General features: G+C 62.5%; 11 protein-coding genes. 2 read left to right on the top strand and 9 right to left on the bottom strand.

What is annotated here, in order from left to right; genetic code table 11:
* Positions 1–35: 35 nt before the first annotated feature.
* From H0X91_RS09490 to H0X91_RS09480, 3 genes are read right to left on the bottom strand one after another with little or no spacing between them, the layout of a single operon-like run.
* Entirely contained in the window at positions 36–959 is a 924-nt protein-coding gene (locus tag H0X91_RS09490; RefSeq protein ID WP_006484773.1) for a DMT family transporter, read from the bottom strand.
* Positions 960–972: 13 nt separating this feature from the next.
* Positions 973–1,959, bottom strand: coding sequence for a 2OG-Fe(II) oxygenase (locus tag H0X91_RS09485; RefSeq protein WP_125331625.1), 987 nt, complete (start codon positions 1,957–1,959; stop codon positions 973–975).
* 29 nt (positions 1,960–1,988) lie between these two features.
* Positions 1,989–2,969, bottom strand: coding sequence for a hypothetical protein (locus H0X91_RS09480; RefSeq protein ID WP_006484709.1), 981 nt, complete (start codon positions 2,967–2,969; stop codon positions 1,989–1,991).
* A gap of 133 nt (positions 2,970–3,102) precedes the next feature.
* Here H0X91_RS09480 and H0X91_RS09475 point away from each other — a divergent pair, with 133 nt between their 5' ends.
* Entirely contained in the window at positions 3,103–3,954 is an 852-nt protein-coding gene (locus H0X91_RS09475) for a LysR substrate-binding domain-containing protein (protein WP_006498800.1), read from the top strand.
* A 93-nt stretch (positions 3,955–4,047) separates the two neighbouring features.
* On the opposite strand, the gene H0X91_RS09470 is transcribed toward H0X91_RS09475, so the two are convergent.
* From H0X91_RS09470 to H0X91_RS09450, 5 genes are all read right to left on the bottom strand, one after another.
* Positions 4,048–4,749: an ABC transporter ATP-binding protein gene (locus H0X91_RS09470; RefSeq protein WP_196432974.1), complete on the bottom strand. Its 702-nt coding sequence runs from the start codon at positions 4,747–4,749 to the stop codon at positions 4,048–4,050.
* Positions 4,749–5,522, bottom strand: a complete 774-nt coding sequence (gene livG, locus H0X91_RS09465; RefSeq protein WP_006484760.1) for a high-affinity branched-chain amino acid ABC transporter ATP-binding protein LivG — start codon at positions 5,520–5,522, stop codon at positions 4,749–4,751. The genes H0X91_RS09470 and livG overlap by 1 nt, the downstream gene beginning before the upstream one ends.
* Positions 5,519–6,790: a high-affinity branched-chain amino acid ABC transporter permease LivM gene (locus H0X91_RS09460; RefSeq protein ID WP_006498797.1), complete on the bottom strand. Its 1,272-nt coding sequence runs from the start codon at positions 6,788–6,790 to the stop codon at positions 5,519–5,521. The genes livG and H0X91_RS09460 overlap by 4 nt, the downstream gene beginning before the upstream one ends.
* Before the next feature lie 11 nt (positions 6,791–6,801).
* The gene (gene livH / locus H0X91_RS09455) at positions 6,802–7,728 is read right to left on the bottom strand and encodes a high-affinity branched-chain amino acid ABC transporter permease LivH (RefSeq protein ID WP_006484734.1); all 927 of its coding nucleotides are present in this window, start codon (positions 7,726–7,728) and stop codon (positions 6,802–6,804) included.
* A 183-nt stretch (positions 7,729–7,911) separates the two neighbouring features.
* The gene (locus tag H0X91_RS09450) at positions 7,912–9,030 is read right to left on the bottom strand and encodes a branched-chain amino acid ABC transporter substrate-binding protein (RefSeq protein WP_006484706.1); all 1,119 of its coding nucleotides are present in this window, start codon (positions 9,028–9,030) and stop codon (positions 7,912–7,914) included.
* Between the two features lie 787 nt (positions 9,031–9,817).
* Between H0X91_RS09450 and H0X91_RS34950 the strand changes: the two genes are divergently transcribed.
* Complete coding sequence (locus H0X91_RS34950; RefSeq protein ID WP_077189085.1) at positions 9,818–10,471, top strand: hypothetical protein; 654 nt, start codon at positions 9,818–9,820, stop codon at positions 10,469–10,471.
* Between the two features lie 1,045 nt (positions 10,472–11,516).
* On the opposite strand, the gene H0X91_RS09445 is transcribed toward H0X91_RS34950, so the two are convergent.
* Complete coding sequence (locus tag H0X91_RS09445) at positions 11,517–12,314, bottom strand: hypothetical protein (protein ID WP_139349448.1); 798 nt, start codon at positions 12,312–12,314, stop codon at positions 11,517–11,519.
* Positions 12,315–12,478 lie beyond the last annotated feature (164 nt).

Below are 12,478 nucleotides of genomic sequence, written 5' to 3'. Positions count from 1 at the left end.
GAAGCTACACCGGAATCGCGCGCGCAACCAGTGCGTCAGCGGCCGGCCGTCTCCATGTCCGCGCAGCGCGGCCGCGCGGGCCGCGCGCCGTGCTTGCCGGCCAGCCAGACGCCGATCGCGACGACGACGATGCCGACGTAGGTCGTCACCTCGATCCGGTCGCCGAACATCCATGCGGCCCACAGCAGCGTCACCGGCGGTTCGAGATAGACGAGCGTCGCCACGCGCGTCGCGGGCATGCGCTTGAGGAGCGCCCACAGCGACAGGTAAGCGATGAAAGTCGAGAACACCGTCAGCCACACGACCGACACCCACACGTTCGGCTGCGTCGGCACATGCAGGTCGCCGGTGACGAGCCCGCACGCCGCGAACAGCACGAGGCTCACGCAACCCTGCACGAACAGCGGCAGGAACAGCCCGTCCTCGTTGCTGCGCGCGGCCGTCAGCGCGCGGCGGCGCTGATAGATCGTCGCGATCGACAGTCCGAACGCGGACACCAGCGGCAGCAGGTACATCACGATCCCGACCGACCCGGCCGGCAGCGCATATTGCCCGCCGATCACGATGCCTACGCCGACGAACCCGACGACGAGCCCGGCCCACTGGCGCGCCCCGCTGCGCTCGCTGCCGCCGAACGACGTCATCGCCGCCGTGATGAGCGGCTGCAACGCCGCGACGATCGCGGCGATGCCCGGCGGCAGGCCATGCTGGATCGCGACGTACACACAGGCCAGATAGAGGAACTGCGACAGGAAGCCGATCACCGCGTGATAGCGGATTTTTTCGAGCGTCAGACGCGCGAGCTGGCGATTGAGGACGATCGCAAGGCACAGCGTGACGAGCAGGAACCGCCAGAACAGCAGATTGAACGCGCCGGCCGTCTCCGCGCCGAGCTTGGCGCCGATGAACCCGGAACTCCACGACAGGACGAAAACGAGTTGGAGCAGGAAAAGCTGCATGGCGCGACGGTTCTCAGAAAGTGGCCGGAGCCAGACGCTGGTCGCCCAGGTCTTCCGGCCGGATCGGTTCGAGCCCCAGGCGCAGGTACTGCAATTCGGCGTCGTCCCGAAGGGCACGCTGCAGCGCCAGCCAGTTGACGACGGTGCGCGGAATACCGTCGTCCGACGCGAGATGCCAGAACCCGTTGTCGTCCTCGCGCGTGGTCGGGCAATGAAACGACAGCACCAGCGACATGCGACGCCCGCCCTGAACCGGTTCGACGCCATGAAACAGCTTGCTGCCGTAGATCAGCAGCGCATCACCCGCGTTGTCCAGATTCGCGGTCTTGACGTGCCGGCGTTCGCGATCGTAGCGATCGAACGTCTCCGCCATCGATTCGTAGAACAGAAAGTTGCCGCCTTCGTACTCGGCGCGATCCGACAACACGATGTTCAGCACGAAACTGGTGCCGTCGGTATGCCACATGCCCAGTTGTTCCTTGCCGTCGCGCTGGTCCGTCGGATAGTAGTAATTGAACTGCGAGCGCGCATTGGCCATCGGGTACGGAATCAACGGCACGCCGGCGAGGCGCGACACCCGCAGCAGGAACACGCGATCGTGCATCATGTCGTCAATGAACCGCGAGCGGTTCGTCACCGCACGCACGCGCTTCGAGATGATCCAGTTGCTGCTCGACGCACTGCGCTCCAGCGCGCGGCCGATCTCGCGCAACGCGTCGACCGCTTCGTCGGAAAACAAGCCGCGCAGGTGACACACCGCGTTCAGCGCATCCGAGCGCGTACCGCGCATCGGCACGTCGCGATAGCCGAGATCGTCGAGGTTGCGGCGGTAGCGCACCTCGTAGCCGTCGCGCAGGCACGCGCTGGACCAGCGCATCGGTTCCGTCGATGCGTCGAGCCTGCCGCCGACGTTCGCGCCGACGGACAGCGACGTCCGCAGCGCCAGCCTCACCCGGCCGAACCCGCGCGCAAACACCGGCAATGCATTTCCCTTGTTCATCGCGTGCCTCGCTGTCGACGTTTCGCCATTCAGCCCTTGAACTGCGCAATCTGGTACACGACGCTGCCATCCCCGCTGCGCAGCTCGTCGATCACGCGGCAATTGCCGTGGCTCAGGCGAACGTGGCGGAATTGCTCCGGCGTGTATTTCAGGCAGACGTTGGTGATCAGATGCCCGTCGGCCCCCGCTTTCGACACCGGCTGCAGCGTGACCGCCACATGGAACTGGTCGCCCAGCAGATTGAGCCGCACGATCGATACGTGATGCTTGCCGAGCGGCTCGAAACCCTGCTGCCGGCTGACGATTTCGGAGAACCGCACCATGTTCTCGTTCTGGTAGAAGTTGTAGATGGGCTCTTCGCGCCCTTCCACGAGCAACTGCATCTCCGACACGACGTAAGTCGACTTGCCGCCGAGATTGCGAATCAGCCGGCCGATCGTCACCGGCAGCTCGTTGCCTTCCTGGAATCCGAGCATCGTGATGAACGTCACGTCCTGGCCCAGGTCGATATGGTTCCACTGCACGTTCCGGTAATCGTCGGCGATGTAGTTGAAACAGCCCGGCGTTTTCAGGAACGGCATGATCGCGTGCCGCATCGCGTCTTCCGACGACTCGTTGATGTCGACGGCCGTGTAACGCAGATGGTTCGGGCCGCCGCCGCTGACCGCCTTCATCAGCTCGGTCGTCTTGACGGGCTCGGGCCCGAGCTCGATGTAATGCACATGGCGGCCGCGCGACAACGTCGCGAGCCGCTCGCTCAATGCGCCGATCGCTTCGCGTAACGACCCGTTACCGTCGCGATCCGCGCACAACGCCGGGCTTCGCACGCCCAGCTCGTTCAGGTTGCGCATCAGCGCAAAGACTTCGCGCCCCGCTTCCCGCCGCCGCGCATCATCGTCCGTGCGATGCAACGTCGAATATTTTTCGTGATTCTCGACCGTCCATACCGACTCCGCCTTCAGCTTCCTGTCCCGCACCAATGCATCTACGACAAAATCATTGATCGACATGAATCGTTCCCCGGATGCGTGCAACGCCCGACCGGCTGCCTGCCGTTGTCTGCCTGTTGACCCGAGAATATGGGATGCTCAATAATTCCGTCAATCGACATTACCTGAATCACTGATTCGGAAAAACCAAATCATGCCGCGTACCCTGGACGTCGACCTGCTGCGTACCTTCCACGCCGTCGCGAAGCTCGGCCGCTTCAAGGATGCGGCCGTTCATGTGAACCGCAGCCCGTCGTCGGTCACCGCGCAGATTCAGAAGCTGGAAGAGATGGTCGCGCAGCGGCTGTTCACGCGAAACAACCAGGCGGTCGAACTCACGCAGTTCGGCCACAAGCTGCTGAGCGACACCACCGAGTTCCTGCTGAGCCACGACCGGCTCGTCGAATCGCTGTCGCCGCAGATGCTGACCGGCAAGCTGCGGCTCGGCATCCCCGATTCCTACGCCGCGCACTTCATGGCCGAATTCCTGCCGCGCTTCGCCGCCGACCGGCCGCTGCTGGAACTGACGGTCGAAGCGCGCTCCAGCGAAGAGTTGCAACTGCTGTTCTCGCGTGGCCAGCTGGACATCACGATCGCCGTGGTGCCGAAAGCGCTGCCGCACGCCGAACTGCTCAGCAAGACGCATCCGGTGTGGGTCGCCGCGCGCACCTTCAAGTTCAATCCCGATGCGCCGCTACCGATCGCGGTGCAACTGCAGGGCTGCCCGTACCGCGACACCGCGCTGAATGCGCTGAAGAAGGCGAAGATCGCGCACCGGATGCTGCTCGAAAGCGCCAGCTCTCCCGCCGTGGAAGCGTGTATCGCGAACGGGCTGGCGGTCGGCCTGATCGAGCACGATCGCGTGTCGGGCAACCTGACGAGCCACGTCGCCGGCATCGTGCTGCCCGATCTGCCGCCGCACCTGATCACGGTGCTGACGGACGACAGCAATCGCGCCGCGCTGCATCTGCGCGACGTATTGAAAAGCACGTTCAGGATCGGATAACGAAGACAAGGCCGGGAACCCGGCCTTGCAAGCAGAAGTGAACCGCCGGAAAAACTGCCGCCGGCCCGTTGCAGGCCGGCGGGCTTTCTCTCGTCAACCGCCGAGATACGCCTGCTTGATGCGGTCGTTCGCGAGCAGGTTCGCGCCCGTGTCGGCCAGCACCACGCGCCCCGTTTCGAGCACGTAGCCGCGGTCGGCCACACCGAGCGCCTTGTTCGCATTCTGCTCGACGAGGAACACCGTGACGCCTTCGTCGCGGATCGTGCGGATGATGTCGAAGATCTGCGCGATCACGAGCGGCGCGAGGCCGAGCGTCGGCTCGTCGAGCAGCAGCAAACGCGGCTTGCTCATCAGCGCGCGGCCGATCGCGAGCATCTGCTGCTCGCCGCCCGACATCGTGCCGGCCCGCTGCGCCGCGCGTTCCTTCAGGCGCGGAAACAGCTTGAACACGTGCTCGATGCCGTCGTCGATCTCGTGACGGCTCGCGAAGAAGCCGCCCATCTTCAGGTTCTCGAGCACCGTCAGGCTCGGGAACACGCGCCGCCCTTCCGGCGAAATCGCCATTCCCTGCCGCATGATCTGGTGCGTCGACATCGGGGTGATGTCGTTGCCCTCGAACAGCACGCGGCCCGACGACGCGCGCGGCGTGCCGCACACGGTCATCATCAGCGTCGTCTTGCCGGCGCCGTTGCTGCCGATCAGCGTGACGATCTCGCCCTTGTTCACTTCGATCGACACGCCCGCGAGCGCTTCGACCGCGCCGTAGTGCGTATGGACCTGTTCCAGCTTCAGCATCACTCTTCCCCCAGATACGCCTTGATCACGCGCGGGTCGTTGCGGACCGCTTCCGGCGTGCCGATCACGATCGGCCGGCCGTGCTCCATCACGAGGATGCGGTCGGACACGCCCATCACGAGGCTCATGTCGTGTTCGATCAGCAGCACCGACACGCCGAATTCACGGCGCAGCTTGTCGATCAGGTGCTGCAGCTCGATCTTTTCCTGCGGGTTGAGGCCCGCCGCCGGCTCGTCGAGCATCAGCAGGCGCGGCTCGGTGATCATGCAGCGCGCGATCTCCAGACGCCGCTGGTGCCCGTACGACAGCGTGCCGGCCGGCCGGTTGGCGACCGACGTCAGCCCCATCCGGTCGAGCCACACGGCCGCGCGTTCGAGCGCTGCCTGCTCGGCATGACGATACGCGGGCGTCGCGAACAGGCCGTGCAGCAGCCCGGCCTTCACCTTGCGATGCTGCGCGACGAGCAGGTTCTCGACGACGGTCAGCGACTTGAACAGCCGGATGTTCTGGAACGTCCGCACCAAACCCTTCAACGCGATCTTGTGGCTCGGCAGCCCGCCAATCGCGTGGCCGTCGAGCACCACGTCGCCGCCGGTCGGCTTGTAGAAGCCGCCGACGCAGTTGAACACCGTGGTCTTGCCCGCGCCGTTCGGCCCGATGATCGCGAATACCTCGTCGCGGCGCACGTCGAAATCGATGCCGTCCACCGCGAGCAACCCGCCGAAGCGCATCTGCAGCCCGGCGACCTTCAACAGTTCTGCATTCGCGCTCATTGCGGCAGCTCCACGTGGGGACGGCTCGCGGGCAGCAGGCCCTGCGGACGCCACATCATCATCAACACCATCACGAGACCGAAGATCAGCATCCGGTATTCGGCGAAGCCGCGCGCGACTTCCGGCAGCACGGTCAGCAGGATCGCCGCGAGAATCACGCCGAGCTGCGAGCCCATCCCGCCGAGCACGACGATCGCGAGGATCAGCGCCGATTCGATGAAGGTGAACGATTCGGGATTCACGAGGCCCTGACGCGCCGCGAAGAACGCGCCGCCGATCCCCGCGAACGCCGCGCCGAGCGTGAACGCCGACAGCTTGATGCGCGTCGGGTTGAGACCCAGCGAACGGCATGCGATCTCGTCGTCGCGCAGCGCTTCCCACGCGCGGCCCATCGGCATGCGGATCAGGCGGCTCGTCACGAACAGCGTGAAGCCCACCAGCAGCAGCGCGATCAGGTACAGGAAGATCACCATGTGCTCGCCGCTGTATTCCAGCCCGATCAGTTCATGGAAGGTCTTCGCACCTTCGACGCTCGCCGAGCGCGCCATCTCGAAGCCGAACACCGTCGGCTTCGGAATGCTCGAGATGCCGTCCGGGCCGCCGGTGAGGCTCGTCAGGTTGTTCGCGAGCAGGCGGATGATTTCGCCGAAGCCGAGCGTGACGATCGCCAGATAGTCGCCGCGCAACCGCAGCACCGGGAAGCCGAGCAGGAAGCCGAACGTCGCCGCGGCGATCGCCGCGATCGGCAGGCATTCCCAGAACGACAGCCCGAAATACTGGTTGAGCATCGCGTACGTATAGCCGCCGACCGCGTAGAACCCGACGTAGCCGAGATCCAGCAGCCCCGCGAAACCGACCACGATGTTCAGCCCGAGGCCGAGGATCACGTAGATCAGCGCGAGCGTGGCGACGTCCACCGCGCCGCGCGAACCGAAGAACGGCCACACGAGGCCGACCGCGAGCAGCACCCAGATGATCACGCGCTGCTGCCGCGCGCCCATCGTCGGCGCCGCCGGCAGCTTCACGGCCGCTTTCGCGCGCATCAGCCACGGCTTGAACAACTGGAACAGGAACACGGCCGCGACCGCGATCCACACCGGGCGCCAGTGCGGCGTCAGCACCACCTGATAGCCGTCGAGCTTCAGTTGCAGCCCGAGCACCGGAATCGTGAGGATCGCCGTCAGGATCGCGGCGGCCACGGCGTTCTTCAGCGCCTGGCCGAACGACGCGTCGGCGGCCGGGCGGCGAACGGAAATGACTTGACTCATCTGCGTCTCCCTCAAACCTTTTCGATGTCCGACTTGCCGAGCAGGCCGGTCGGGCGGAAGAGCAGGATCAGCACGAGCAGGCCGAACGCGACCACGTCCTTGTACTCGGCCGGCATGTAGCCCGCGGCGAAGGTTTCGGCGAGGCCCAGCAGCACGCCGCCGAGCATCGCGCCCGGAATGCTGCCGATCCCGCCGAGCACCGCGGCGGTGAACGCCTTGATGCCCGCGACGAAGCCGATATACGGATTCAGCTTGCCGATCGTCAGCCCGATCAGCACGCCGCCGACGGCCGCCAGCATCGCGCCGAGCACGAACGTGAACGAGATCACGCGGTTCGTGTCGATGCCGAGCAGGTTCGCCATCTTCATGTCTTCCGCGCACGCACGGCACGCACGCCCCATCCGCGAATGCGAGATGAACAGCGTGAGCGCGATCATCAGCACGATCGTCACGCAGACGATCAGCAGACGCGCATACGGAATCGTCACGTCGTAGTCGCCGCCGAGATGGATGTCGAATGCGCCGGAGATCAGCACGGGCACCGACACGTCGCGCGCGCCCTGGCCGATCTGCACGTAGTTCTGCAGGAAGATCGACATGCCGATCGCGGAGATCAGCGGCACGAGGCGCGGGCCGCCGCGCAGCGGACGATACGCGACGCGCTCGACCGCGAAGCCGTACAGGCCGGTGACGATCACCGACACGATCAGCGCGGCGCCGAGCACGAGCGGCAGCGGATAGCCGGCGGAGATGCCGATGGCCGTCAGGGTCACGAGGCCCACGTACGCGCCGATCATGTAGATCTCGCCGTGGGCGAAGTTGATCATGCCGATGATGCCGTAGACCATCGAATAGCCGATGGCGATCAACGCATAGATCGCACCCAGCGTCAGGCCGTTGACCAGCTGCTGGGCGAATTGAGGAAAGAAGTCAGTCATGTGCGGGAAGCTCCCGTTGGCGCTGGGTCGCATGCCGTCGCCGGATCACGGCGCTCGGCCGCGCGCAACGCACGGTGTCGTCTCGGGCCGCCCGCTGGCGCGCATGGGGCAGATGCGCGGCCAATACGCACCCGCCCCGTCCGGGTTTCGGACAGGGCGGGTGCGCGGGCGGGTACTCCGTTGTTACTTGGCGGCGGTCTTCGTCGCGTCCTTGTGCCACGTGTACACGACGAACTTGAACGCCTTCAGGTCGCCCTGTGCGTCATACGCGACCTTGCCGATCGGCGTGTCGAACGTCGTCTTGTGCATGTACGCGGCCACCTTCGTCGGGTCGGTCGTCTTCGCGCCCGCGATCGAGTCGGCGATGATCTTCACCGCGGCGTACGACGGCATCTGGAACGGACCGTTCGGGTCGCGCTTCTTGTCCGCGAACGCCTTTACGAGCGCCGCGTTGGCCGGATCGGCCGAGAAGTCGGCCGGCAGCGTCACGAGCATGCCTTCCGAAGCCGGGCCGGCGATCGCCGTCACGTCCTTGTTGCCCACGCCCTCAGGCCCCATGAACGTCGCCTTCACGCCCTGCTCGCGCGCCTGGCGCATCAGCAGGCCCATTTCCGGGTGGTAGCCGCCGAAGTAGACGAAATCGACGCCTTGCGACTTCAGCTTCGTGATGATCGCCGAGTAGTCCGAATCGCCGGCGTTGATGCCTTCGAACAGCACGACCGGGATCTTCGCGGCTTCGAGGTCCTTCTTCACCGACGACGCGATGCCCTGGCCGTACGACTGCTTGTCGTGCAGGACCGCGACCTTCTTCGGCTTCACGTTGTTGATGATGTAGTGCGCGGCGGCCGGGCCTTGCTGGTCGTCACGGCCGATCGTGCGGAAAATGAAGTGGCGCTTCTTGCCTTCCGTCAGTTGCGGCGCGGTGGCCGACGGCGTGACCATCACGATGCCTTCGTTCTCGTAGATGTCCGACGCGGGAATCGTCGAACCCGAGCACACGTGACCGATCACGTACTTGATCTTCTGGCTGACGATCTTGTTGGCGACGGCGACGGCCTGCTTCGGTTCGCACGCGTCGTCCATCATCACCACTTCGAACTTGTTGCCGCCCGCACCGCCTGCCGCGTTGATCTGTTCGATCGCGGTCAGCGCGCCGGCCTTCACCATGTCGCCGTACTGGGCGACCGAGCCGCTCATCGGACCAGCGATGGCGATCTTCACGGTTTCCGCTTGCGCGGCGGCGGCGCCGGCGGCGAACAGCACGGCGGCGACGGAAATGGACGTAAGACGGGACAGCGTCATCTGGGAGCTCCTCGATGTTGTTTAGTCATACGGGCAAAGGCGGCATGACTTGCGCAATCGAACAGCACCCGGGGCGAGGACATGGGACACGCCCGAGACACATAGAAGACGGAACTCCGGCGGAATGTTGCGTAGCGGGGCCCGGCTCTTGCAGTCCCCGAAGGGGACGTCTGGTTCGGAAAGACATCGTGATGCGTCTTGCATTGCGCAAGCGTTTCGCCTGCCCCGCTTGCCAAATCGCTCGTTCGGAGGGATGGTCCGACAGCCATTGGCAAGGCAGTCGAAATTATATGGGCGTTTTTCAATCGTCTGTCAAAAATGCCTGTCGATTGAGGGAAAACACGTACGTTTTTGAGATGGGTGGGTGGCGATGGGGGCGCAACCGCGACGCGGCGACAACGTTTGCTTCGGGTGCAATCGGGTTGCTATTTTGGCAAGAAGGTGGGAGCGGGTTCCTTGCTGGGCTTGGCGTTCGGCGACGGGGATTTCCCGGTGATGCATTTTTTGGGTTGCCAAGAGCCCTGGTCGCTGGGGATCAATCGACTGATGATTGTGTTGGCACGCACCAGGACGGGGCGCCCAGTGAGGCGGCAAATATTACTGTTTATCTGCGAAACTAAACAATCTGAAAGCTTTTTGATATTTTCATGAAATAATACGAGCTCGCTTCTGCAATCCAGCCAGCCTCCCTGCAAGTCGCGTTCGCCGCGCCTCGCAGTCGCTTCAGGGCCGCTTCGACGCCCCCTCGTCGCTCAGCCGCCAGCCAGTGATCTGCCGTTTTTGTTCAATGCACATCACCTGCTTCGGATCGCCCATGAATTGCCCAGTCCGCCTCTCTTCCGCCGCCGCGATCGCGTGCGCGCTTTCTGTTTCTGCTGCCCATGCTTCGGGACGCGATACGCTGACCGATCGGTCGGCCGGTGCCAATGTGTTTCGCTCGGAGCGGCGTGCGGCTGCTCGGGATGACGGGCGCGCGGTGAGGATGAGCCGCCCACGCGTACAGTTCGCCGCGCCTGCCGAACGTAGCCCGTTCGATACGCCGGATACGCGGCCATTGCGGGTAACGAGTGATGCGCTGGTGGCGCCGCTGCCCGCGTCTTCCGGGCGTGAACCCGATTTCGTCTTGCCGCCGAACCGCGTCGCGCTCGGCGCGGGCGGGAACGATAGTCTAGGTCGCGCAGTGCCCGGGTACGAGCAGCGCGAGCAAAACTGGAATGAATACCTGCGCGCGAATGGTTCTCGGCCTGCTGGTCGTGGCGGCTCGTATGCGCCGCAGCGGCCGTACGATGCGCCGCGTGGTCCTCACGGGGCGCCGAATCCGTTCGATCCGTCGGTGCCGCAGCCAGAGACGCGGACGTTTTATGACAATGGATCGGGGACGAAGTGCACGGCTACCGGTGGTGCGAGGACGTCGCGGTCGTCTTGCGATATTGCTTGGTGAGGTGGGGTTTTGGGGTAGCGGCCGCTTACGGCTGGTCTACCCTGCCCGGCGCGCTGCGCGACGTTGCGCAGCGCGGTCGCATTTCGCGGCGTTGCCTTTTACATCTGTGTGATGATCACGTCTACCCGGCTCAATATCAATCCGCGCCTTGCGCGCCCGGGACAAAACACGCATCGTTGATCAGCCGCATTCCACCAATCTTCATGTCCGGATAAAACGTCTCAGGCTTGGGATTTATGGTTTGGATTCCTCCTTTGTTGATGAATCGATGGGAGCGATGCGTCGGTAGAGGATCAGCGCGTTTGGCACGTCAGTTCACGTGCATTGCCGGCAACAGGATCGCCGTCAATTGAACATTGCCTATTAAACCATCGTTGGTGCGCATTTGAGCGTACGTTAGCCATTGGGTATAGGTACACGGCTTGGTCAGTTTTCTGGTTATTGTGCGCGTTGACGGTAATGGCGAACACATCGACGCCTGCGCCATCTATTCGGAACACGATAGCATCCGAACGTGACGATTTGAAACAGTTCTACGAGTTCTGACTCAACGATGTGCGCCGGTCTCGATACTCGTGTAGCCGATGCAAGGTCTTTTGAGCGCGCACGCAGTGGATGCCACTTGTGATGAGCGTGCGAATCCAGCAACGTCATACCGTTCGGTCGATCATCTGTCGATATTGGACCTGTGGTTTTACTGCAGGCCTCTCAAATGGCCACATTCTCTCGACGCTTAGGGTCAGGGGGACAGCGCGAAGCTCTCACCGCGCTGCGTTACGTTCGAGATATGCTTCCCTCAACTCCGACGAGCACTTCACCGAGTATCGGGGCTTCGATCTGACGTCATGCGTAAGCGTCATCTCCCGCTCACCGGCAAGTACTTGACATCCGCTATCAGCCCTTATGATTTCGACGACCCCTTTGATCGGCATCATATATATTTTAATCCCTTCAGCATTCTCGGAAAAAGAAAATATACCCTCTTTCGCGAGCGAAGGTGAAAGCAGTCGACCTACTTAAAATCCGCACCGTTCGGGAAATAAGCTCACGGTAATTTACGCACCGCCCTATCCGTAGACGCCTTTTTCCAGGCAATCAATATTCCCGCCTCTCCACAAGCATTGTTTATTTCGGCCAAGTCCGTCTCCTTGAGGGACCAGAGCCACATCCCGTTTGAAATGCTCTTTAGATATCCCCGACATGAATCTGCCGTAATCCACTCCCTCAACGAAAGATCGCCGACACGAATTTCCAGGTGTTCCTCGTTGAGTACATTCAGGGGATAAATCATCCTGAGCATCACTCTTTCATAGCTCGCCGCTCCTGGCGCTCGGCCCGGGAGTTCCCTTGTAAAGAGCGATGTGTTCTCGAATGGAAAAATTCTGATCAGATTGACGCCAGTCGAATATTTGTAGGCCGTTGAAGAATCTTTCGCATCGTAAGCAATTGCATATTTACAACCCAAACGCGCCACAAAATTTTCAAAAAAACGCTCTATCTCGGCCCTTATTTTATAAATCGGCTCTTCGATCTGGACATCCACAAATGATATCCCGCCGAACTTCTGATTATTGCACCCCAATGAAATTACGGGAACCCCACCATCTTTCCCATTACTGCATATCTGAAATGCAACGATCCCACCATCGGAAACACCTTTCCTTAAATCACTGATGGAAATTTTATGATCCTCAATGATCTTTGCGCCATCTCGAGCACCGAATTCAATAAAGATCACCTCAGACACCTCCTCCCCAAGTCGACGGAAGAGGCTTTCAGCTATTTCCAGAATGGCCGCGACCCGAGTCGGGTCTATCCCATAAATTGCGATTCCCGTGCTCATATCTTCTCGGTTGGACAACCATGTACTTCATGTCAGACAACGCAACAGAATTCGTTGCAGCAAGCAGTCGCAGCGGCAATGACGCTCACTACAGTCTTGCACATCCAACACCACGGAGGCATGACTGTCTTTGGTCACCACGCCCTTCTTTCATACGGGACTAT

The sequence above is a fragment of the Burkholderia sp. 9777_1386 genome (assembly GCF_015712265.1).
GTDB classification, from domain to species: Bacteria; Pseudomonadota; Gammaproteobacteria; order Burkholderiales; family Burkholderiaceae; genus Burkholderia; species Burkholderia cenocepacia.
Note: the sequence above shows the minus strand (reverse complement) of the source record. Positions and strands in the feature narration are given on the sequence as shown.